Genomic DNA, 21,724 nt, shown 5'->3' with positions numbered 1-21,724 from the left:
TTAGCGGTTGTTTCGCATCTCCAAAAGGAAGCCACGCTTAATAAGCCTGAGAACCCCCTCATGAAGTCGGTTGGAAAAGTCAGGATCGTCGCCTCCCACCAGCGATTCGAGGGCACCGACTAGGGACGATACGCTCAAATCACCGTCGCAGGCGGAGACGAAACCGGCGAGCGCGGTGTCCAGAATTTCGGTTCGCCGCAAACCGGCTCCTTGCCGTAACAAGATCACCCCGGGGTGCTCCGCGCCCGGGCGCTGGTGCCGTTCCTCGGTGACATCCTCGGCCACCACCAGGTGCAGCTGGCCCGCATCCCGGGAATCCAGTTCGTCGGCCACGGCGATGTCCCGAGACAGGTACGGGCCGATGGGCTGTTCGATGGGGTAGCTGATCGATTCGAAGAGCCTGCCGATGCCCGGGTGCTCCGCTGCCGGGCGCCGCAGCCACACCATGCCGAAGCCGATGGCGGCGACGTTGCGGGAGGCGAAGTCGTCGAGGTAGGCACCGTACTGCGCGGCGAAGGCCTCCGGGTCCCGCCCCTGCGAGGCATCGCGCAACCAGGTCTCGGCGTACCCGGTGGGGCTGACGACCTCGCGCTGGATGAACCAGGCCTCGGTGTCGCCGGTAAGCCAGGAGCGCGGCCCGGCGCTCCAGTCGGGTTCCTCCTCGGGGTTCTCCGCGGCGGTGATTTCCCAGTTGGCCAGCATCTGCGCACAGCCCCCGGGCTTCAGGACCCCGGGCAGGGTGCGCACGAGGGTGGCCACCAGGGAATCCCCCGGCATCCCGCCGTCGCGGTAGGTGAAGCGCTCGGAATCGTCCTGGCCGGCGGTGCGCGGGGTGATGACGAAGGGCGGGTTGGAAACCACCAGGTCAAAGCGCTCCCCCGCCACCGGTTCGAGCAGGGAACCCAGGCGCAGGTCCACACGGGCCGAAAGGTCCCCGGGATCGATGTCCAGGGCCTGGTGGTTTAGCAGCAGGTTGAAGCGCGTGAACCCCAGCGCGCGGACCGAGATGTCGGTGGCGACGACGCGGCGTGCGTGGGAAAGCAGGTGGAAGGCCTGGATGCCGCAGCCGGTGCCCAGGTCCAGGGCGCTGTCGACCTGCGGGCGGACCGTGGTCTGGGCGAGTGTCAGGGAGGCCTGCCCGATGCCCAGCACGTGGTCGTGGCGCAGCACGCCGGGCCGCTGGTGGGCACCCAGGTCGCTGGCCACCCAGATCTCCGCGTCGGCATCCGAGGCGTGCGGACGCAGGTCGATCCGGGCCCGGCGGTTCCGGCTGCCGTCGGCATCCTCGATCAGGCCCAGCGCGCGCAACCCCTCGATCCCGGTGGCGGGGAAAGCGGCGGCGACCTCGTCGTCCCCGACATCGGTGCCCAGCATGAACATCCCGAGGATGGTTCCCAGCGCGGTTGGCTCGGGCTGGGCCGCGATGCGGCGCAGTGCGGGGATGAGCTGGTCGCGCATCAGCGCCTCGTGGGCGCTGTCCCCCAGGAACTCCGTGATGGCTTCGTGCGCGTATTCCGCCCGCCGCAGGTCCCCGGCGAGTTGTTCAAGAAGACGGACGTCGTCGCTGCGCGGCGCATCGGGAACCTGGGAAAAGTTTTCGGTGGAAGTCACGTCCCACAGTCTAGCGATCCGGGGAAAACGGGGCTCCGTCCTGCCTATGATGGAATCCATGATCGAGATCACCACCACACACCTGCAGCAGCTCTCTGCCGGGGAGCTTCGCCCCTCGTCCCGTGCCCTCCCGGCCGATGCCCGGATCGAGCGGGTCGCGGAGATCACCCCGGAGTTCAGCAAGTTCCTGTACCAGGGCGTGGGCAGCGGCTGGAATTGGTCCGACAGGCTCTCCCTCACCCGCAGCGCCTGGGAGTCGCTTCTTCGCGCCCCGGGATCCGAGACCCACGTGCTTTACGTCGACGGGGCACCGGGCGGATACGTCGAATTGAGCGGACGGATCGAGGATTCCGGCACCGAGGTCGAGATCATGTACTTCGGCCTTTTCCCGCAGTGCATCGGGCGCGGCCTGGGCGGGGCCCTGTTGACGGAGGGTCTATCGCGGGCCTGGGACCTCGACGCCCGGGTCGGGGGCTTCCCGCCGGTGAGCCGGGTCTGGGTGCACACCTGTTCGCTGGATGGACCGGCGGCCCTGGCCAATTACGAGGCCCGCGGGTTGCGGATCTTCCACACAGAAACCGAGCTGGTCGAGCCCGGCGACGGGGCGGCCGGGCTGTGGCCGGGGGAATCACTGGCCTCTTAAGCGGCGCGCCAGGGGGGCTGCGCCTCACCTGCATCCCTGCTGCGTAGTTGTCCACAGTTTCCGAATCCCGCGCCCGCCAATCGCCAGCGGGGTGCATGCTGGTGGACATGGACACCGACCGGTTCATCGCACTGGCCACGGGCACCCGTGGCAATCCGGGGCACTCCTTGGCCCCGGACGATGAGCTGCGCGCCCTGCTGGAGGCCCAGCGCATCATCCGGGACCTGTCCCGACGCGTTGCCGCCAGCACCACCTCCCCCACCGCCGCGTTGCTCTTCGCCCACGCCGCCGAGGACGGACACCGCGCAGCCGCACACGCGCAACTGCTGGCCGCCGACACCGCCAGGCGCACCCTGGCCCACGAACTGCCCGAGGCCACTTTCGACGCCATCGCCGCCATCCACCGCGACCCGGCAGCATACAACGACGGCACCCTGGAATTGCCGGCGGACCCGGCCACCGTACCCACCGGGCGCCTCGTCTTCCGGGACACCGCCGAACTGCTCGCCGGGACCCTGAACGTGGGATATTTCCAGGCCCGCGAGCGTGTCAACAGCATCGACCTCCTGCTGCCGGGCACCGACATCCACGGCATTGAGCAGCCACCCCGCTTCCCGCTCCTGGCGGAAGACTTCGCCAACGGCACCGCCGACCCGAAGGAAATTAGCGCCGCCGCCCGCAGGCTCGAAAAACTCACGCCCCACATCAACCAGCAACCAGACCCTGCCGTGCTGTCCGGGCAGCTGGAGGCACAGGTCGCCGAATCCGTCCGCCGCGAGGATCCCCGCACCACCGCCAAGCTTCTCGCCGGCATCCGGACCGCGCTCGAACACGGCATCAAGGACGTCCCCGCGGAAATCCTGCGCACCAAGGTCGGGCTCTTCTACCGTGGGACCACCGGCGGCATCGGCGAATTCCTGCTCCGTACCCTCCCGGCCGACACCGCTACCCTTCTGGCCCTCTGCGCACAAACCGACAATCCCCGGACCAAGGCCGGGGACCGCGACGGGCTGCTCCAACAAGCCCTCGCCACGGCCGAAGACGCCAATGGCCATGGCGGCACTTCCAGTGAATCCACCGACCAGTCGACGAACGCTGGCGCCGGTGCCGGTGCCGGTGCCGGTGCGAGCTTCCCGGACTTTCTCGTCGACGCCGCCACCGGCCAACCATTGACCGACCAGGCGATCGTCAACTCCCTTTCCTTGGACTCCCTCGAGATCAACCCGAACAATCTGTTCTCCGGCAACTCAGATGGAGCCACCCGAACCAAGGGAAACGGCTTGGGGGCCGGTGATCCGGTCACCATGAACTCGACGTCCTTGGGAACAGACGGACTGACGCCGCCCCAACGACATCTTCAAGGCCTGATGAACCTCATCAAGACCGCCGGCAAACCGAGCAACGGGAAGAAGACCACAGGTCTGCCCTCACCCAAGACCCTCATCATTGCAACCCTTGCCGAACTCCAGGGCCTGGCCGACACCCACGGCCTCACCAACCACGGCCAACAACTTTCCCCCGCGGAATTGCGCCAGGCCCTATGCAACGGCGGAGCCATCCCCGCGGTCATGGGCGGTGACAGCCAGATCCTGGATCTCGGGCAGGAGCAACGCTTCTTCCCCGACTACATGCGCGAAATCATCCTCGGCATCTACGGCGGATGCATCGTGCCAGGCTGCACCGTGCCTCCCGAGCATTGTGAAATCCACCATTTCCAACCATTCGCCACGGGCGGGAAGACTGAGGTCAATTCGGGCGTCCCGGCATGCACCTCGGCCCATCACGGCTTCCACACCGGACTCATGACAGTCGTCCGCGACACCGACGGACTCTTCAGCGTCATCCTGCCCAAGTTCATGGACCCCGAACAGAAGCCCCGGCGCAACAACTACTGGCGAAGCAACAGCCCCACCCCGCCGCTGTTCTAGGATTCGGTTCCCTGAATTGTGGCCCATCGACGGAGCCGTTTTCAGCAGGACCGAGAGCCGGGATTCGGGCATGAAAAAGGACGACTCGCCCAGCACTGGCTGGAAGCGAGCCGCCCCATGAGGAGCCGAGGAGTTCGGGACCTGTCACCGCGTGATCCCGGAATTCGCAAACCGTTTACTACACCTCGATGCGGTCCTTGGCTTCCGCGACACATTCCGGACACTGGCGCAGCTTCTCATCGGCAGCGCAGTCGGCGCAGAACAGCCGTAGGTTGCGGCAGGACAAGTTGGAGCAGTTCTCGAATTTGTTCGTGGGGGCCGAACAGCCCACGCACTGCCCAATGGTCACTGCGTCCTCACTGAACTCCATGTGCATGCGCTTGTCGAACACGTACAGTGATCCTTCCCATAGGCCCTTGTCGCCGTAGGTCTCCCCGTAGCGCACGATGCCGCCCTGCATCTGGTAGACCTCCGTGAAGCCGCGCTTGACCATGAGCGAGGACAACACCTCGCAGCGGATGCCGCCGGTGCAATAGGTGACGATCGGCTGGTCCTTCATGTCGTCGTACTTGCCCGATTCGATCTCGGCAATGAAGTCATGGGTCGTATCGACGTCGGGCACAATGGCGTTCTTGAACTTGCCGATCTGTGCTTCGAAGGCGTTGCGTCCGTCAAAGAAGAGCACGTCCTGGCCCGCGGCCTTCTTGGTTTCAACAAGTTCGTGCAGGGCCTCGGGCTTCAGGTGGATTCCGCCGCCCACCACACCGTTTTCGTCGACTTCCAATTCACCCGGGGCACCAAAGGAAACCACTTCGTCGCGGACCTTTACGGAAATCCGGGGGAAGTCCTCAGCCGAGCCTTCCGACCACTTGATGTCCATTTTCTTGAAGGCCGGATACTCCCGGGTGGCCTTGACGTAGGCCTTGACGTTCTTGATCTCACCGCCGACAGTTCCATTGATGCCGTGGCTGGAAATGATGATGCGGCCTCGCAGGCCCCACCTCTCAAGCAGGGCTCGCTGCCAAAGGCGCACGGCCTCGGGGTCGGCTAGCGGGGTAAAGGCGTAATACAAGACAATTCGGTTCTGCGACACGCTATTAAGGGTATGGCCTAGAATCCACGTGGCGCACGTGAAGTGGCAACCATCACCGGGTGAACGCTGTGTTTCAAGGTTGCAACAGTTCGCCTAAATGCACGGCATGTAGGCAGTTCACGGGGTAGGGTCTGAATATGGGATCTTCTGCAAGCGATGAATTAATCGGCACATGGGTTACGGGCTGGGCTGGTGCACGAGGCTACGAGAGCAGGCACGAGGGCCGCGTCCATGCCGCCCTGCGCCACGACACCTCGGGCGACTGGGAGTACGTCATTTTCGAGCCATCCAATGAGGAATTGGTGGCTGTTGCCGAGACGCTGCACAAGCACCCCAAGCGTCGGCTGACTGCGTTCGCCAACGAGACCACCACACTGGTTGACGCTGCCCGGGCGGCCGGACTCAAGGTACTCAATGCCGATGAGGTCCTGATGGTCACGGAAATGGGCGGCCACGATGTCGAGGAGCCCCGTCCCTACGACGGCTTCTCGTTCCAGATCGAACGCGACCAGGCCCACGCCTACGTCTCCATCCACCCTGACGAAGACCCCGAGGTGGTGGCCGCCAGTGGCCACGTGTCGGCCGTGAACGGCTACGCGATCTTTGACCGCATCATCACGGCGCCGGATTTCCGCCGTCGCGGCCTGGGCAGCCTGACGATGCGCGCATTGGTCTCCCTGGCGCTGGAGCACGATGTCGAGGAGGGTCTGCTGATCGCCAGCATCGACGGGCAGCAGCTCTACAAGTCCCTCGGCTGGACCGATCTGGGCAACGTCGTACTCTTTGAAGGAACCCAGGAAGCCTAACCTGCTCGGGTGCCTGGAAGTGGTGGGTCTCGCTGATGCGAGGCCCGCCACTTTTTTGTGGCCTGGCTGCCGGAGCTTCCCAGCGATGCCACAATGAATCAGTGAATGCTTACTCGGAACAGATCGCCCAGCTCGGCCACGGGCCAACACCCCAGGCACTGCTCCATTCCCGAATCATCGAGGCCAGGGAGGCTTTGCCCGGCCCATGGCCGGAGTGGGTACACCCGGACGTCAGGACCGCCTTTGAACGCACCGGCGTGTCATCCCCATGGCTGCACCAGGTACAGGCCGCGACCCTCGCCCAAGAAGGCCATCACACTATCGTTGCGACGGGCACCGCCTCGGGCAAATCGTTGGCCTACCAGCTTCCCGCCCTCAATGCGATCCACACCTCGTCCTTGGAAAACCAGGCCAGCTTGGTGCCGAACGATGCCACCGTGCTCTATCTGGCACCCACGAAGGCCTTGGCCGCCGATCAGCTCACGGCCATCGAGGGCTACCGGCTGCCCACGGTGCGGGCCGCCGGCTATGACGGAGACACCGAAATATCGGCCCGTCGCTGGATCCGTGACCACTCGAACTTCATTCTCTCCAACCCCGACATGCTGCACTTCGGAATCCTTCCCAACCACACCTGGTGGGCACGGGTGTTGCGCCGGCTCAAATTCGTCGTCATCGACGAGGCACATTCCTACCGGGGTGTCTTCGGTTCCAACATCGCAAACTTGCTGCGCCGACTGCGCAGGATCTGCGCGCACTACGGGGCCGACCCCGTGTTCATCGGTGCCTCCGCAACCAGCGCGGACCCGGCGGAGTCCTTCTCCCGGCTCATCGGCGCCCCAGCCAGGGAGGTCACCAACGATTTCTCCCCCAAGGGCTCGGTCACCATTGCCCTGTGGGAGCCGCCCCTGACCGAGCTACATGGGGAAAACGGAGCACCAACCCGCCGCACGGTAATTGCCGAAACATCAAACTTGCTGGCCAACCTTGTCTGTTCCCAGGTGCGGACACTGGCGTTCATCAAGTCCCGACGCGGCGCGGAAACCATTGCCACCATTACCCGCTCCATGGTGGACCAGGTCCATCCTTCCCTTCCCGACCGGGTGGCCGCCTACCGATCCGGGTACCTGCCCGCCGAGCGCAGGGAGCTCGAAAACGCGCTCCGCAACGGGACCTTGCTCGGCGTTGCCTCGACATCCGCCCTCGAACTGGGCATCGACGTTGCGGGACTCGACGCAGTGCTGGTGGCCGGCTGGCCGGGGACCAGGGCCTCGTTCTTCCAACAGATCGGCCGGGCCGGACGCGCCGGGCAGGATTCGCTTGCTGTCTTGGTTGCCAGCGACGACCCGCTGGACACATATTTGGTCAACCACCCCGAAGCCATTTTTGAGGCCGGCGTGGAAGCCACGGTCTTCGACCCGGAGAATCCCTATGTCCTATCCGGACATCTGTGCGCCGCAGCAGAGGAACTCCCGCTGCGGGTCGAGGACCTTGCCGCCTTCGGGCCCTCCGCGCAGGGCCTGCTCGAATCCCTGGTGCAGCGCGGCTTCCTGCGCCGTCGCCCGGCCGGCTGGTTCTGGACGCACCCCGAACATGCAGCTTCCATGGTGAATCTGCGCGCCGATGGCGGCGGGCCGGTGAGCATCATCGAGTCGGACACCGGTGCCCTGCTGGGAACCATGGACTCGCCGCAGACCCACTACCAGGCGCACAACGGTGCCATCTACGTGCACCAGGGAGCCACCTATGTGGTTGACGAGCTCAACGAAACCGACCATTGCGTCATGGTCACCCGCGCCAACCCGGACTTCTACACCCAGGCCCGGGACATCACCACGGTCGAGGTCATCGAGATCGACCGTTCCGAGGCGTGGGGCCCCATCACCGCGAGCTTCGGCGACGTGGTGGTGACTACCCAGGTGGTTTCCTTCCAACGCAAGTCGGTCATGAGCAACGAAATCCTCTCCGAGGAACCACTTGAATTGGAGGCGCAGGACCTGCACACCAAGTCGGTGTGGTTCACCATCCCGGAGAAAAGGTTGTTGGCGGCCGGGATCAGCCCGGAGGAATTCCCCGGCTCCCTGCATGCGGCCGAACATGCCGCCATCGGGTTGCTCCCACTGGTGGCATCGAGCGACAGGTGGGACATCGGCGGCGTGTCAACGGCGTTGCACATGGACACCGGCATGCCAACGATTTTCGTGTACGACGGGCACCCCGGCGGCGCCGGATTCGCCGAGCGCGGATTCGACAAGGCGCGGACCTGGATCCGCGCCACCCGCGACGCGATCGCCGCCTGCGAATGCGCCACCGGATGCCCCTCGTGCGTGCAGTCCCCCAAGTGCGGCAACAAGAACAACCCGCTGGACAAGGCAGGTGCCGTGCGCCTGCTCACGGCCCTCCTGCAGGAAGCCCAAGGGGCGGCCGGGCCAGTCCCGAAAGGATAGGCCCGTACCGCCCGCGGGGTTTCTCCGACGCGCGGTCAGGGACCGCGCCAGGGTTGCGGCGGCGGTCCCGCCCGTGCCACCGAGGTGGCGCGGGTCACCGGCGGCAGCCAGCCAACCGGCGAGACCGACACGTGGACTTCCACCGTCACCACTTCCCCACCCTTTCCCTGACGGTTGCAGCTGGTCAGGGTGGCCGCATTGGCAGCGGCTGTGCTGGCGGCGACCCCGCACGGATCACCCGGAAGCAGGCGGCGGGCGGCGTCCGCTGCGGCCAGGGCCGCCAGATCGGCCGCTGTGCCCGCCTTGGCCCCGGCTTGGGCCACCGCGGTGAACATCAGCACCACCACCAGCCCGAGCGCGGCCAGGCACACCACGGACAGCATGAGAACGGTTCCGCTGCCGCGTTGCGCTTGGTTCGTCGCCTGGCTCATGACTGCTGCTCCGTGCGCGCGCTGGCCTCGGCCCGGAGTTCGACCTCGCCAAGCAGTGGCAAGTGAACCCCGGACCGAACCACGACATGGCCGTATCCGCCGGATTGGCCACAGCTCACGCTAATCTGGCCACCGGCAATGCGGTGCGCGGTGCCCGTGGCCGTCCCGGAGTCGGAGCCGCGAGCCAGTTCCCTGGCCGCGGCACTGGCGGCCTGCTGGATGCGCACCTGCTCGCCTCCCACGGCTCCTGCCCCCGCGACCACGGCCAGCAAGATGGCCACGGCGGGCAGCAGAACTGCCACTTCGGCTGTGCTGCTGCCGGTCTCTGATTGCCTGGCCATGGCGCCTGCTCCTTTTTCCCTAGAAGGACAGGGCCTGGCGAATCAGGCCCATCAGCAGTCCGCGTACGTCGCCGCTGGAGAGAATGCTCACCAGCAGGCCGGCGAAGGCCACCGCGGCCAGCGTGACGATGGCGAATTCAGCGGTGGTGCTGCCTTCCTCGTCGTTCAGCAGGCCGGCGGACGGCTCGGTGCGATCGTGCAGGTCGATGTGGCCCGGGGCGTTGTTGTTGTTGTCCATGGTCTTGTCCTTTGCTTGTGCTTGTTGATCGGTTGCTCCTGGAAGGGGATGGGGCTGGCCGGTGGCCCTGATGGCGGGCGATGGGCGGCTCCCGATTAGAGTCTGTGCCTTGGCTGGCGGCACGGGGACGGGCCGGGCACTTGCTGGGGATAACCGCGGCCGGGTCTCGGCACCCGGACAGGTCCGGACCGGGTGCGGGGAAGCACCTGACGTTAGAAGTGCGGCATCAGGGAAATCACGACGGGCACCACGCCCAGGGCAATGAAGGCCGGCAGTGCGCACACCCCCAGCGGGATCACCAGCTTGATGCCGAATTCCGCTCCCCGTGCCTCGGCTTCCCTGACGGCACGCTTGCGCGCGGCGGCTGCGGACGAACGCAGCAGGGCGGCCGCCGGCGCGCCGGAAAGCTGGGTGAAGCGCAGCGTCTGCTCGAGTTCCCCGGCCGGTCCGGTGCCCTGGCTCCAAGCCCTGTCCCATCCGACGTTCAGGTCCATCGCGCGCGAGACCCGCAACAGGGACCCGTACCCCGGGACGTTGGCGCCGATGATCCGCAGCACGGCCCGGACCGGCAGCCCCGATTCCAGCAGCGTGGCACACATTTCCAGCACCAGCGGCACAGGTTCGGACGGGGGCGTCGGCCGGCCGCGGACGGTGGCGGCCTTGCCGCCGCCGCCCGCGACACGGAAACCGCCGGGTGCTGAAATCGCCATCCACACCGCCGCCCCGGCCAGGAGCACCGCGGCCAGGGACCCGATCACGAGGGCACCTTGTTGGTGATGGAGCGCAGCATCCGTGCGCACCAGATTCGGTTGCCCAGCCACAATGCCGCACCACAGACCAGCGCCACCCGGCCCACCGAATGCGTCGTGAGAACCGCCAGCGGGTTGATGCCGAGCAGTTGTCCCAGCCCCAGCCCGATCCCGGGCAGGTAGGTCAGCAGCCGGCTAGTGGCCCGTGGTCCGGCGAGAGCCGCCTCGAGGGCGCGATGCATGTCAGCGGCGGTCTCCGCTTCCTCGGCCAGGGTGTCAAGGAGGTCGGCGAGCGCCGCCCCCGATTCCTCGCTGATGGCAAAGCACCAGGCCAGACGTGTCCAGAGCCGTCCGTGGCCGGGGTATGCCGCCGCGTGGGCCGCCAGTCCGTCTTGAAGGGTCCCGCCGGTGTGCCATTGGGCCAGGGCCCGGGTGCAGCCGGCGTGGATGTCGGTGGCGGTCCGGGTGGAGTCCACGACCCAGATGGTTTGCAGCAGCCCGAAGGCGGAGGCGGGGCTGGTGCCGGCGCGCAGCATGGCAGCGAGCTGGCGGACCAGCTTGGCATAGTCCTCGGCGTCGGTGGCGAGGTTGGCCCGCCGCCGACGCTTTCTTTCAGGGCGGGCGATAGCGCCAATCGGCCCGCTGCGGCGATGTCCGGGGGCCGGCCATAGCCAGGTTGCGGCCCCCAGCAGGAGCACGGCACAGGCGAGGGTCACCATGGGCTGGACTCCCCCGCTGCCTGCAGTCGGGTCCTGAACCAGTCAATGGCTTCGGCGTCGCAGTTCCCCGGCCCGGTTTCCCGGATCATGCGCACCGCCAGGTTCCCGGCGTCGGTGAGCACCACCCTGCCCAGCTGCACGGGTCCGCGGGTGCCGGTGGCAGGGTCCCGCCAGACGTGGATGAGCACGTCCAGGGCACTGGCTGCCTGCAGCGCGGTGGCGGCCGCGTCCATGTTCGCCAGTGCCCCCATGGCGGCAAGCCGTGCCGGCACGGCGGTAACGCTGTTTGCGTGTACGGTGCCTGCGGCCCCCTCGTGGCCGGTGTTCATGGCGCCGAGGAACTCGCGCACCTCCGCTCCCCGGCATTCGCCGACCACCAAACGGTCGGGGCGCATGCGCAGTGCCTGGCGCACCAGGGTGTCCATCCCGATTTCCCCTGCCCCCTCGACGTTCCCGCCGCGGCTTTGCAGGCCCACCAGGTGCGGGTGCGCCGGGGCGAGTTCCTGGGAGTCCTCGACCACGAGGATCCGTTCGTCGCCGGGCACCCGGGCCAGCATGGCAGCCAGCAGCGTGGTCTTGCCCGCCCCCGTGCCACCGGAGACCAGGAAATTCAGTTTCGCCGCCACGATGGCCCCCAGCGCCGCGAGCCAACCGGGGTCCGCAACCAGCGTCTCCAGCCGCTGGTTCCGGTTGCCCTTGATGCGGATGGACAGCAGCGGCCCGCCGGTGGAGATCGGGGGCAGCACCGCGTGGATGCGGTAGTTGCCCAAGGAGACGTCGACGAAGGGCTGGGCGTCATCCAGCCGCCGTCCCCCTGCCGCTGCAAGGCGCACGGCCAGGGCGCGGATCTGCCCGGGCTCGGTGAAGCCAAGGTCGGAGGCGTGCAGCCCGGCGCTGCCGTCCACCCAGACCCTGCCGTTGGCGTCGATGAGGATGTCGGTGGTCCCGGGGACCTGGGCCAGGCGTTCAAGGATGCCCAGCCCGTGGATGTCGTCGCTCAGGCTGCGCAGCATCTCGGTGCTGCTGGCCGCGCCCATGACGCGTCCCGATGCCCGCACCGCCGATGCCAGGTCCACTTCGCTCAGGCCGCCTCCCTGTCCCATGGCCCGCAGCCTGACCTCCTCCAGCACCCGGTCGGGCGCGGCAGCGCCCTGGGCAGGGGCCGGGGAGCCGGCTTCCCAGCGCCTGCGTCCGCGGCGTTCACCGCCGACGGCCGGCCCGCCGGTTGTTCCGGGTGCGTCCGCGGTCATGCCGCCTGCCCCGCTTCGGTTGCAGGTCCCTGGCCCAACATGGCCACGGTGCGCCGCAGCGAGCGGCGCACCAACACGTTCATCAGCGATCCGTCCGCGGCGCCGCGTGCGATGGCCCGGCTGGGTGCGAAGTATCCGCCGAGCCCGATGCCGGCGCGTTGCGCCAGCGCGCGGGTGTCGGTCCCGGAGGCGAGCTTGCCGGTGAGGACCAGGTTCCAGTCCCCCGCACGCTCTCCCAGGCGATCGGCCAGCCGCCGCCCGGTGCCGGCCACCGCGTTGGAGGACCGGGCCGCGAGCAGCAGCAATCGGGTGTTGGCCAGCGCCGCCACGGATGCCGGGACCCCGGTGACATGTCCGGCATCGATCACGATGTGGTCGTAGATCCGCCGGGAAGCTGCCAGCACCTCGGCCAGCAGCGCCTCGGAGGGCACGAAGCTCCCGGGATTCCGCACCCAGGACAGCACCGCGGTGCCTTGGGCCAGCGGCAGGATCTCGGCCAGTTGGCCCGGGGAGAGCTGGCCCCGTGAGCTTTCCAGGTCCTCCCAGCCCAGCCCGTCCGGATCCCGGGGCTTGAGCATGGGCCACAGCCCTGCCGAATGCGGGTCGGCATCGAGCAGCAGCGTGCGTGATCCTTCCAGTGTCGCGGTGGCAGCCAGCAGGGAGGCAAACGTGCTGGTCCCTGCCCCTCCGCCGGCCCCGGCGACAAGGGTGATGCGGGCGCGCCCGGAGTGCAGCCCCAGTTCGCCCAGGTATTCCCCGAGCCAGGCCGCGGCCGCCGGAAGCACCGCGACGCGGGCGCCGGGGCTGGTGGCGGCAGCTCGCCAGAGCACGTCCTGGTGTTCCTCGGTCCCGACGAGAATCAGCGTGGAGGCCGCCAGCCGTGAGCCGATCTCCCCCACGGCGTCCTGCCCCACCAGGATCACCTCGTCGCGGTAGGCGGCTGCCTGTTCCACCTCCCGGCAGGGCAGCAGCTGGACTCCGGCACCCACGGCAACCGAGGCCAGCGCCTGGGCGAGCTCCACGTCGCGGCTGAGCAGGATGCACCTGGCCAATTCCGCCGGCCTGGACCCCGCGCGCATCCGGGGAACCTCCACGGGATGCGTGCGCGGCGCATCGGCCGGTTCCGGGGTCCCGCCCATTTCCTGCTCCCCTTCCCGTGCGGGGACGCGTTCAGGTTCCAGCTCCCGCTCCCGCTCCCGCTCCCGCGCATCTTGTCGCGCCCGGGCTGCCCGCAGTGCCGGAAGCTGCAGGGTTCGCTGGCCGGGACCGGGCAGCCGGGCCACAAATCGCATCTCTTCGTTCATGCCTTCCAGCGTGTGCCCGCCCGGTCCCGGGGTGAAGCCCCTTGGGCGCCGGCGGAGGACAACCGGCCGCCGGGCCGGATGCCAGGTGTGAGGGAAAGCGGGAAGGCCCGCGCCGCGGGCAAGGGCGGAGGGCAAGCACAGGGGGAAGTCGTGGGGACCGGGGCAGGTGGGGAAACTGCGAGAATGGAGCGTGCAGCAATTTGCGGTAGTGGCCACCCACTCCATCTCCCAGCCCGAGTCCGAAGCCGGTTCGGCCACCGCCGTGGTGCAGCTCGTCGATGCGGCGGGCACCGCCCTGATGCCCCCGGTGCAGGTGTACGGCAATTCCCTGCCCGCCGTGGTGGCGGAGCTGGAGGCCTCGCGCAGGCCGCGCTGGGTCTTCGACTCGGTGCACGACTGGTACCCGGGATTGTTGTCCGCCGGGGTGCGGATCGAGCGGGTCCACGACCTGGGCCTGGTCCGCGCCATCCTGCGCAACGCGCCCTACGCGGAGTCGGGCGGCTACATCGATTCCGTCCGTGCCGTGGCCGATCCCTCCACCGCGGCCCCCGCGCACCTGCTGCCCCCGGCGAGGGTCTCGGAGAACCAGGGAGAGCTGTTTTCCGAACCCAAGGACCAGGCAGGGGCGCTGGAGAACGTGCTGGAGGAGTTCCGGGCCCAGCGCGCCGCGGTTCCCGAGACGGAACGCGGGGCCCGGCTGGGATTGCTGCTGGCGGCCGAGTCGGCAGGGGCCCTCATCGGCGCAGAAATGACCCATGCGGGGGTGCCCTGGGACGTGGCGGAGCACCACCGGCTGCTGGCCGAGGCGCTGGGCGAGCGTGTTCCGGCCGGGGTGCGCCCGCCACGCATGGAGGAACTGGCCGCGCAGCTGCGCGCCCTGCTCGATGCCCCGGGGCTGAACCCGGATTCGCCCGCCGAACTGCTCAAGGCCATGAACCGGGCCGGCATCGCGGTGTCCAACACCCGTGCCTGGGAGCTGACGGAGATCAAGCACCCGGTGATCGAGCCGCTGCTGGCCTATAAGAAGATCGCGCGGCTGGCCACCGCCAACGGCTACGCGTGGGTGGACCGCTGGGTGCATGAGGGGCGCTTCCGCCCCGAATACATCGTCGGCGGGGTGGTCACCGGGCGCTGGGCCTCCCACGGCGGCGGGGCGCTGCAGATCCCGCACCAGGTCCGTTCGGCCGTGCGCGCCGATGCGGGCAAGGTGCTGGTGGTCGCCGATGCCGCGCAGCTGGAGCCGCGCATCCTGGCAGCGCTTTCCCGGGACGACGCGCTGGCCACCGCCGCCCGGGGACAGGACCTGTACCAGGGCATCGCCGATGCCGGGTTCGGCGGTGACCGCGCGCATGCGAAGATCGCCATGCTCGGGGCGATGTACGGGGCGACCACGGGGGAATCGGGACGACTGATGCCCAAGCTCAAGGCCACCTACCCGCGCGCCGTGGGCCTGGTGGAGTGGGCGGCCGCCCAGGGAGAGGCGGGGGCGCCGGTGGCCACCTACCTGGGCCGGGGCACGCCCGAGGTGCCGGCTGCCTGGCGCCAGGCCAAGTCGCGGGCCTCATCGGAGTCCGAGCAGCGCGCAGTGGAGACGGAAGGGCGTTCCCGCGGGCGCTTCACGCGCAACTTCATCGTCCAGGGCACCGCCGCCGAGTGGGCGCTGTGCTGGATGGGCGAGCTGCGCAGACGCCTGAACGCCGGAAGGACGGCGGGCATCGAGACAGGCGAGCTGGTGTTCTTCCTGCACGACGAGATCATGCTCCATGTCCCGGCCGAGCAGGCGGACACCGTGGTGGAGCTGGTGCATGCCTCGGCCAGGGCGGCCTCGGAACTGCTCTTCGGGCAGATCCCGGTGGATTTCCCCGTCACCGCCGTGGTCGTGGATTCCTACGACCAGGCCAAGTAGCGGGCATCGGGCTGCGGGGAGGGTCAGTCAGGGTCGGGCTAGGGTCGGGCTAGGGTGCGCGCCGGTCGCCGACGGCCACCGACACCTCGCGCTCCGCATCCCAGGGCAGCGTCCAGCCCAGGTCGTTGAAGATCCTGTCCAGCAGGATGCCGGTGAAGCCCCAGATGAAGCCGCCGGCCACGTCGAAGGCGGGGGCGCAAAAGCGCTGCCCGTCGCGCTCCACGACGGCCGAGACCCGGTTGGCGGGGTCCAGCAGGTCGGCGACCGGGGCGCGGAAGACGGCGGATGATTCCGCCACGTCCACCACGAACACCTCCGAGGTCTGCTGCCACCAGCCGATGACCGGGGTGACGACGAAGTTGGTGATGGGCAGCTCCGCATCCGGCAGCACCCCGAGGATCTCCACGCCCGCCGGATCCAGTCCGGTCTCCTCGCGGGCCTCGCGCAGGGCCGCGGCGATCGCGTCCTCGTCCTCCGGGTCCACCTTCCCACCGGGAAAGGCGACCTGGCCGGCGTGCTTGCGCAGCGTGTCGGCGCGCGTCACGAAGAGCACGTCAAGGTCGTCGGGGACCGACTTCACCCCGCTGGCAGCCGGCACGTCGTCAAGCCGGCCGAAGAGGATCAGCACCGCCGCGTGCCGTGCGCTGGCCGGATCCAGCGGGTTGAACACCCAGCTTTTGGGCATCTTGGTCGCCTGTTCCGGGCCGCGGCCGGCAAGGTGCGCCTTCGCCTGGACCATGGCCAGCAATTCCTCGCGTACGCTCATGCCTCCAAACCGTACCCTTCGGCGCGCAGCTCGCGGCGCGTGGCCCCTGCACGCATCCGCTCCAACAGTTCCTCGCGCCCCGGAGCCAGTTCGTACTTGAGCAACTTGGCGGCCTTCGCCTCATCGGTCTCGCCTTCCCCGTAGGAGGGGCAGAGCGTGGTCAGCGGGCAGGCGCCGCAGGCGGGTTTGCGGGCGTGGCACACCCGGCGGCCGTGGAACACCACGCGGTGGCTGAGCATGGTCCAGTCCTTCGGGTCGAAGAGCTCGCCGACCGCGTGCTCGATCTTCACCGGGTCGCTCTCCCTGGTCCAGCCGAAGCGGCGGGCCAGGCGCATGAAATGGGTGTCGACGGTGATGCCCGGGACCCCGAAGGCGTTGCCCAGCACCACGTTCGCGGTCTTGCGCCCCACCCCGGCCAGGGTCACCAGGTCCTCGAGCCGCCCGGGAACCACTCCGTCGTACTCGTCGACGATGCGCGTGGACAGGGCCAGCAGCGAGTTGGACTTGGCCCGGAAGAACCCGGTGGGACGGATCAGTTCCTGCAGGACCTCGGGCTCCGCCTGGCTCATCGCCAGGGCGTCGGGGTAGACGGCAAAGAGCGCCGGGGTGACCGCGTTGACCCGCACATCGGTGGTCTGGGCGGACAGCACCGTGGCCACCAGCAGTTCGAAGGCGTTGGTGAAGTCCAGTTCCGGGACCGCATACGGGTAGGCCTGCGCCAGGACGCGGTTGATCTTGCGCGCCCGGCGTTTGCGCCCCAGCGGGGTTTCGTCGCCCTGCATGGCTATTTGTCCGGGAATTGCAGGTCGTCCAGGTTGCGCAGCACTGCCTGCCTGCCGTCGGCGAGGCTGATGAGGTACTCGGTGCCGCGATCCTCCAGGCACAGGATCCAGACCCCGGGGTGCGCGGTGGAAAGCATCGTGCCGTTGGCCGGATGGAAGACCGGGCGCGGGTGATTCAGTGCAAACCAGAAGCTGGCGGCTTCCCCGTCGTGGCCGTCGTCGTGGACCTCGGCCTTGGCCCCGAAGGAGGACTCGGACTCGGCCTTGGCGCGTTCCACGGCAGCTTGGTGGGCGGCGATGTCGGCCCGCGAGAGAGCTGCGGTGGCCTTGATGTCGGCGCCGGTCAGGGGCGTGGCCATGGTCGACGGGTGTGCGGATTGATTCGACCCCGCGTCCGCACCCGTGGCAGCGGGTGCCTCGGGTTCGGGGGCCTTGTCTGCGGCAGCGGGCTTGGGATCCCGACCTGACGTGGCATCGGCATCGGTGCTGCCGCTGCGTCCGGCACCCTGTACCGCCGCGGTTCCGCTGGCGGCTCCAGCCACCTCGGGCTTCGAGGGGTTTTCGGCGGCGGAGTCCGTCGCGGCGTCCCGGGGTTCCGCGCCTTGGGTCGAGGGCAGGCTGTCGGCGTAGGCTGCCTGCGCATCGGTGCGCGTCCCGGCACCGGTCTCCGCAGCGGAAGCGGACTCGGACTGGTGGCCGGCCTTGGCTTCGGCGACCGACTTCCATTCCGTGAGCGGGTGCGCGGCATTCGTCTGGTCCTGGTTGACATCGTCCGACGCACCGTGGGCTTGCTGCCCGTCGCGGGCTTCCGCCTTCTGTGCGTGGGGTGCCTCCGGCTTCACCGATGCCGGCTCAGCCGAGTCGGCATCTTTGTCAGCTGTGCCTGAGGCAGCGGCCTCGGAACCCCGGCGCTGCGTGGCGGCAGGTGTCGATTCCTGCTCCGGGGCGGGGAAATCCTTCACGGGGGCCGGGGCGGGCACCGCAACGCCGGCGGCCGCCGCGGCGGCCCCCGCGCCGGCCACGGCGCCGGCGACGGGTGCGGAAGCCGAGGCTGACCCCCGGTGGCCTTCGGACCTGTTGGGCCCGGGCGTGCCGGGTCGTCGGGCGGAAGCTGTCCCGGCGCCGCCGGCACTGCTTTCGCCGAAGCTTTCGGATTCGGCCTCGGCGGCCTGCCCGTCGGTGGACTCGGCCTTCTTCACCGCAGACTCCTTGGGGGCCAGCGCCACCGGGTGCACATCGGCACCGAGCACCGAGTCGCCGCCGGACACGAAGTCGCGGCGGAAGATTCCCAGGTAGGTGGCAAGAGTGGTGCCGGCGATCATGGCCAACGCACCGAGAAGCCCGATCAGGTAGGCCGGGGACATGGAGGCCACGTAGGAGTTGAAGAAGTAGGCGGCAGCGAACAGGGCCACCACCGAACCTGCCTGGTCGAGGCTCAGCGAGGCAACGCGCACGCGGGTGCGGCCGGTGAGCCGGCGCCACAGGAACCCGGCGGCGATCCCCAGCGGCAGCAGCAGCGAGACAAAGAGGTGGAAGGGCAGTCCCGGGAAGATCCACATGTTCACCGAGACGGACCTGTTCCACGGGATCGGGATCAACGACCCCACGAGCACCAACACCCCGCCGAGAATGACGAGGGCGTCGCGCATCGACAGCGGCCCGAGGACCGGCTTGAGCGTGTGCCCGGGTTGCGAACCCTGTGCCTTGGCGTGCACCTTATCCATATGAAGACCCCGCTTCTGCTATGTGTTGCGTTCTGTCCCTGCGCCGGCACCGGCATGTGATCCCGCGGCACACCCGTGATCCGGGCGGCCGTTGTCCGGGTTGGCCGGAAAGGCAAAGGGCTACTGACAACACTATCCGCGCAGCGGCACAACCGGCGTGTTTCGGCACACCGGGTCGCCTTTCGGCTCGCATCTGCCGGCGCGGTGCGGCAGGTTGATGCCCGCCGCACCGGACTGCGGTCAAGCGGCGCTCCAAGACGGCCCGCCCGGGACCGCTGAACGCCATCGGGATGCCGCTCGGCGCACAATCGCCACCCTCCACTGTCATACTTGTGACGGGCCACACCCCGATAGGCCGCGCGGCTGTAACCTGAATCACAAGACCCATTTGTTTGTTATCGGAAGGACCAAAACCCGTGTCGGATACCCACACCCCCACGCTTGACAACCTCTCGCATGAAACCCGCTCCTTCGCCCCGAGCGCGGAGTTCGCTGCCAATGCCATTGGATCGTCCGCGCAATACGAGGCCGCCACGGCGGACCGCCTGGGCTACTGGGCCGACCAGGCACGCAAGACACTGACCTGGGACACCGACTTCACCGAAGTCCTCGACTGGTCGGGCGCCCCGGTGGCCAAGTGGTTCGCCGACGGCAAGGTCAACGCCGCATACAACGCGCTGGACCGCCACGTCGAAAACGGGCTCGGCGACCGCGTCGCCATCCACTTCGAGGGTGAGCCGGGCGACACCCGCACTTACACCTACGCACAGCTGACGACGGCAGTGAAGCAGGCCGCCAACGCTTTCGAGTCCCTCGGCGTGGCCAAGGGCGACCGCGTCGCCGTCTACCTGCCGATGATCCCGGAGGCAGTGATCACCATGCTGGCCTGCGCCCGCATCGGCGCCATCCACTCGGTGGTCTTCGGTGGGTTCTCCGCCGACGCGCTGCGCAGCCGCATCGACGATGCGCAGGCCAAGCTCGTGGTCACCGCCGACGGCACCTGGCGCCGCGGCAAGCCCTCGGCGCTCAAGCCCGCCGTCGACGAGGCCCTGGCCAAGGAAGGCCACACCGTTGAGAACGTGCTGGTGGTCAAGCGCAACGGACAGGACGTCGCCTGGAACGACGGCCTGGACAAGTGGTGGTCCGAGACGATCGACACCGCCGACGTCGAGCACACCGCGGTCGGACATGAGGCCGAGCACCCGCTCTTCGTGCTCTACACCTCCGGCACCACCGGCAAGCCCAAGGGCATCATCCACACCACCGGCGGCTACCTCACCCAGGCCGCCGCCACCCACCGCGACACCTTCGACCTGCACCCCGAGTCGGACGTGTTCTGGTGCACCGCCGACATCGGCTGGGTCACCGGCCACTCCTACGTCACCTACGCCCCGCTGATCAACGGCGCCACCCAGGTCATGTACGAGGGCACCCCGGATTCCCCGCACCAGGGCCGCTGGTGGGAGATCATCGAAAAGTACGGGGTCACCATCCTCTACACGGCCCCCACCGCCATCCGCACCTTCATGAAGTGGGGGCGGCAGATCCCGGATTCCTACGATCTCTCGTCCCTGCGCGTGCTCGGATCGGTGGGCGAACCCATCAACCCCGAGGCGTGGATGTGGTACCGCGACGTCATCGGCACCAACAACGGGAAAAACGGGGAACGCAAGGATCACCCGACCCCGATCGTCGACACCTGGTGGCAGACCGAAACCGGCGCGCACATGATCGCCCCGCTCCCGGGCGTCACCGCCACCAAGCCCGGCTCCGCGCAGACCCCGGTCCCCGGAATCACCGTGGACGTGGTCGATGAGATGGGCGTTTCCGTGGGCAACGGCGAGGGCGGCTTCCTGGTCATCCGCGACCCGTGGCCGGGCATGCTGCGCGGCATCTGGGGCGACATGGACCGCTACAAGGACACCTACTGGTCGCGGTTCGAGGGCATGTACTTCGCCGGCGACGGCGCCAAGAAAGACGAGGACGGCGACATCTGGCTGCTGGGCCGGGTGGACGACGTCATGAACGTCTCCGGGCACCGCCTGTCCACCACCGAGATCGAATCCTCGCTGGTCGCCCACCCCTACGTGGCCGAGGCAGCGGTCGTCGGGGCCAAGGACGAGACCACCGGCGAGGCAGTGGTCGCGTTCGTGATCCTGCAGATCGAACCGGAAGCAGGCGAGGACGTGGTGGCCACGCTGCGCAACCACGTCGGCAAGGACATCGGCCCGATCGCCAAGCCGCGCCACATCCTGGTGGTCCCGGAGCTGCCCAAGACCCGCTCGGGCAAGATCATGCGCCGCCTGCTCAAGGACGTCGCCGAGGGGCGCGAGGTCGGGGACGCGACCACGCTGGCCGACAACACCGTGATGACGCAGATCGCCGAATCGATGCGCAAGTAGCACCTGCACCGGCGGGCGGGGGGAAGGGCTTCGGCTCCTCCCCCTCCCGTCATTTAACGCAAGAACGGCTTGCCGCCACGGCCCGAACCACGCTGACTGCCTACAGTGGATCCATGAGTGAAAACAACACCCCGCGCATCCTGGTCCTCAACGGCCCGAACCTCAACCTCCTGGGCACCCGGGAGCCGGAGATCTACGGCCACGAGACCCTGAACGATGTCGAGGAGCTCTGCCGTGCCGCCGCCGGGACGTCGGGCTACGAGGTGGAGTTCCTGCAGTCAAACCACGAGGGCGTGCTCATCGACGCGATCCATGCGGCCCGGGGCGCCGTGGCGGGCATCGTGTTCAACCCCGGCGCGTTCACCCACACCTCCGTGGCCCTGGCCGACGCGATCTCCGGCGTCCAGCTGCCGGTGATCGAGGTCCACATCTCCAATGTGCACCGCCGCGAGGCCTTCCGACACCATTCCTACATTTCCCCGGTGGCGGCCTCCATCATTGTGGGCGCGGGCGTCAACGGGTATGTCCTGGGCGTCCAGCAGCTCATCCACCTCGCCGGAAAGTAGCCCCACGGCGCCCGTGGC

General features: G+C 68.4%; 19 protein-coding genes. 7 read left to right on the top strand and 12 right to left on the bottom strand.

All coding sequences use genetic code 11. The annotated features are described in order from the left end of the window. Positions 1-1,671, bottom strand: a complete 1,671-nt coding sequence (locus Q2T94_RS13475) for a DUF7059 domain-containing protein (RefSeq protein WP_302264978.1) — start codon at positions 1,669-1,671, stop codon at positions 1-3. On the opposite strand from Q2T94_RS13475, the gene Q2T94_RS13470 reads away from it, so the two are divergent. Together Q2T94_RS13470 and Q2T94_RS13465 are read left to right on the top strand one after the other, a co-directional pair. Next, positions 1,670-2,254 carry a GNAT family N-acetyltransferase gene (locus tag Q2T94_RS13470; RefSeq protein WP_302264977.1) on the top strand — a complete coding sequence of 195 codons (585 nt, stop codon included), beginning with the start codon at positions 1,670-1,672 and terminating at the stop codon, positions 2,252-2,254. The genes Q2T94_RS13475 and Q2T94_RS13470 overlap by 2 nt on opposite strands. A gap of 107 nt (positions 2,255-2,361) precedes the next feature. Then, the gene (locus tag Q2T94_RS13465; protein ID WP_302264976.1) at positions 2,362-4,182 is read left to right on the top strand and encodes an HNH endonuclease signature motif containing protein; all 1,821 of its coding nucleotides are present in this window, start codon (positions 2,362-2,364) and stop codon (positions 4,180-4,182) included. A 178-nt stretch (positions 4,183-4,360) separates the two neighbouring features. On the opposite strand, the gene trhO is transcribed toward Q2T94_RS13465, so the two are convergent. Continuing rightward, on the bottom strand, positions 4,361-5,275 hold the full coding sequence (gene trhO / locus Q2T94_RS13460) for an oxygen-dependent tRNA uridine(34) hydroxylase TrhO (RefSeq protein WP_264270423.1): 915 nt from the start codon (positions 5,273-5,275) through the stop codon (positions 4,361-4,363). A 137-nt stretch (positions 5,276-5,412) separates the two neighbouring features. Here trhO and Q2T94_RS13455 point away from each other — a divergent pair, with 137 nt between their 5' ends. Both Q2T94_RS13455 and Q2T94_RS13450 read left to right on the top strand, forming a co-directional pair. Next, the gene (locus tag Q2T94_RS13455) at positions 5,413-6,081 is read left to right on the top strand and encodes a GNAT family N-acetyltransferase (RefSeq protein ID WP_264270422.1); all 669 of its coding nucleotides are present in this window, start codon (positions 5,413-5,415) and stop codon (positions 6,079-6,081) included. Between the two features lie 101 nt (positions 6,082-6,182). Further along, entirely contained in the window at positions 6,183-8,528 is a 2,346-nt protein-coding gene (locus Q2T94_RS13450; protein WP_302264974.1) for a DEAD/DEAH box helicase, read from the top strand. A gap of 35 nt (positions 8,529-8,563) precedes the next feature. Here the strand turns inward: Q2T94_RS13450 and Q2T94_RS13445 are convergent, their stop codons facing one another. From Q2T94_RS13445 to ssd, 7 genes are all read right to left on the bottom strand, one after another. Continuing rightward, positions 8,564-8,959 (bottom strand): Rv3654c family TadE-like protein, encoded by a 396-nt coding sequence (locus tag Q2T94_RS13445; RefSeq protein ID WP_264270420.1) that lies wholly within the window; start codon positions 8,957-8,959, stop codon positions 8,564-8,566. Next, positions 8,956-9,300 carry a TadE family type IV pilus minor pilin gene (locus tag Q2T94_RS13440; RefSeq protein ID WP_302264972.1) on the bottom strand — a complete coding sequence of 115 codons (345 nt, stop codon included), beginning with the start codon at positions 9,298-9,300 and terminating at the stop codon, positions 8,956-8,958. The genes Q2T94_RS13445 and Q2T94_RS13440 overlap by 4 nt, the downstream gene beginning before the upstream one ends. 19 nt (positions 9,301-9,319) lie before the next feature. Next, positions 9,320-9,538: a DUF4244 domain-containing protein gene (locus Q2T94_RS13435; RefSeq protein WP_302264970.1), complete on the bottom strand. Its 219-nt coding sequence runs from the start codon at positions 9,536-9,538 to the stop codon at positions 9,320-9,322. A 212-nt stretch (positions 9,539-9,750) separates the two neighbouring features. After that, positions 9,751-10,296, bottom strand: coding sequence for a hypothetical protein (locus Q2T94_RS13430; RefSeq protein WP_264270417.1), 546 nt, complete (start codon positions 10,294-10,296; stop codon positions 9,751-9,753). Beyond that, positions 10,293-11,006: a type II secretion system F family protein gene (locus Q2T94_RS13425; protein ID WP_302264966.1), complete on the bottom strand. Its 714-nt coding sequence runs from the start codon at positions 11,004-11,006 to the stop codon at positions 10,293-10,295. The genes Q2T94_RS13430 and Q2T94_RS13425 overlap by 4 nt, the downstream gene beginning before the upstream one ends. Beyond that, positions 11,000-12,256 carry a TadA family conjugal transfer-associated ATPase gene (locus tag Q2T94_RS13420; RefSeq protein WP_302264964.1) on the bottom strand — a complete coding sequence of 419 codons (1,257 nt, stop codon included), beginning with the start codon at positions 12,254-12,256 and terminating at the stop codon, positions 11,000-11,002. The genes Q2T94_RS13425 and Q2T94_RS13420 overlap by 7 nt, the downstream gene beginning before the upstream one ends. After that, positions 12,253-13,560: a septum site-determining protein Ssd gene (ssd, locus tag Q2T94_RS13415; protein WP_302264963.1), complete on the bottom strand. Its 1,308-nt coding sequence runs from the start codon at positions 13,558-13,560 to the stop codon at positions 12,253-12,255. Before ssd ends, Q2T94_RS13420 begins: the two co-directional genes overlap by 4 nt. Positions 13,561-13,750: 190 nt before the next feature. On the opposite strand from ssd, the gene Q2T94_RS13410 reads away from it, so the two are divergent. Next, positions 13,751-15,466, top strand: coding sequence for a bifunctional 3'-5' exonuclease/DNA polymerase (locus Q2T94_RS13410; protein ID WP_302264962.1), 1,716 nt, complete (start codon positions 13,751-13,753; stop codon positions 15,464-15,466). A 49-nt stretch (positions 15,467-15,515) separates the two neighbouring features. Here Q2T94_RS13410 and Q2T94_RS13405 read toward each other — a convergent pair whose 3' ends face one another. Genes Q2T94_RS13405 through Q2T94_RS13395 form a run of 3 tightly spaced genes read right to left on the bottom strand, consistent with a single transcriptional unit; the run spans position 15,516 to position 18,738 of the window. Continuing rightward, positions 15,516-16,232, bottom strand: a complete 717-nt coding sequence (locus Q2T94_RS13405) for an NUDIX hydrolase (RefSeq protein WP_302264961.1) — start codon at positions 16,230-16,232, stop codon at positions 15,516-15,518. Next, positions 16,229-17,014, bottom strand: coding sequence for an endonuclease III (nth, locus tag Q2T94_RS13400; RefSeq protein WP_264270411.1), 786 nt, complete (start codon positions 17,012-17,014; stop codon positions 16,229-16,231). Before nth ends, Q2T94_RS13405 begins: the two co-directional genes overlap by 4 nt. A gap of 2 nt (positions 17,015-17,016) precedes the next feature. Then, entirely contained in the window at positions 17,017-18,738 is a 1,722-nt protein-coding gene (locus Q2T94_RS13395) for a hypothetical protein (protein ID WP_302264959.1), read from the bottom strand. 416 nt (positions 18,739-19,154) lie between these two features. Here Q2T94_RS13395 and acs point away from each other — a divergent pair, with 416 nt between their 5' ends. Continuing rightward, positions 19,155-21,140 (top strand): acetate--CoA ligase, encoded by a 1,986-nt coding sequence (acs, locus tag Q2T94_RS13390; protein WP_302264958.1) that lies wholly within the window; start codon positions 19,155-19,157, stop codon positions 21,138-21,140. A gap of 113 nt (positions 21,141-21,253) precedes the next feature. Next, positions 21,254-21,706, top strand: a complete 453-nt coding sequence (gene aroQ / locus Q2T94_RS13385; protein ID WP_302264956.1) for a type II 3-dehydroquinate dehydratase — start codon at positions 21,254-21,256, stop codon at positions 21,704-21,706. The last annotated feature ends 18 nt before the right edge of the window (positions 21,707-21,724 follow it).

Source organism: Paeniglutamicibacter sulfureus (assembly GCF_030512175.1).
Taxonomy (GTDB): Bacteria; Actinomycetota; Actinomycetes; order Actinomycetales; family Micrococcaceae; genus Paeniglutamicibacter; species Paeniglutamicibacter sulfureus.
Note: the sequence above shows the minus strand (reverse complement) of the source record. Positions and strands in the feature narration are given on the sequence as shown.

Bases quoted from the DNA above. Each gene is read 5' to 3' on its own strand.
- Q2T94_RS13475 (WP_302264978.1), bottom strand. From the start codon at position 1,671: ATGGATTCCATCATAGGCAGGACGGAGCCCCGTTTTCCCCGGATCGCT.
- Q2T94_RS13440 (WP_302264972.1), bottom strand. From the start codon at position 9,300: ATGGCCAGGCAATCAGAGACCGGCAGCAGCACAGCCGAAGTGGCAGTT.
- Q2T94_RS13435 (WP_302264970.1), bottom strand. From the start codon at position 9,538: ATGGACAACAACAACAACGCCCCGGGCCACATCGACCTGCACGATCGC.
- Q2T94_RS13470 (WP_302264977.1), top strand. From the start codon at position 1,670: ATGATCGAGATCACCACCACACACCTGCAGCAGCTCTCTGCCGGGGAG.
- Q2T94_RS13420 (WP_302264964.1), bottom strand. From the start codon at position 12,256: ATGACCGCGGACGCACCCGGAACAACCGGCGGGCCGGCCGTCGGCGGT.
- Q2T94_RS13465 (WP_302264976.1), top strand. From the start codon at position 2,362: ATGGACACCGACCGGTTCATCGCACTGGCCACGGGCACCCGTGGCAAT.
- Q2T94_RS13405 (WP_302264961.1), bottom strand. From the start codon at position 16,232: ATGAGCGTACGCGAGGAATTGCTGGCCATGGTCCAGGCGAAGGCGCAC.
- nth (WP_264270411.1), bottom strand. From the start codon at position 17,014: ATGCAGGGCGACGAAACCCCGCTGGGGCGCAAACGCCGGGCGCGCAAG.
- ssd (WP_302264963.1), bottom strand. From the start codon at position 13,560: ATGAACGAAGAGATGCGATTTGTGGCCCGGCTGCCCGGTCCCGGCCAG.
- Q2T94_RS13395 (WP_302264959.1), bottom strand. From the start codon at position 18,738: ATGGATAAGGTGCACGCCAAGGCACAGGGTTCGCAACCCGGGCACACG.
- Q2T94_RS13445 (WP_264270420.1), bottom strand. From the start codon at position 8,959: ATGAGCCAGGCGACGAACCAAGCGCAACGCGGCAGCGGAACCGTTCTC.
- Q2T94_RS13425 (WP_302264966.1), bottom strand. From the start codon at position 11,006: ATGGTGACCCTCGCCTGTGCCGTGCTCCTGCTGGGGGCCGCAACCTGG.
- Q2T94_RS13455 (WP_264270422.1), top strand. From the start codon at position 5,413: ATGGGATCTTCTGCAAGCGATGAATTAATCGGCACATGGGTTACGGGC.
- aroQ (WP_302264956.1), top strand. From the start codon at position 21,254: ATGAGTGAAAACAACACCCCGCGCATCCTGGTCCTCAACGGCCCGAAC.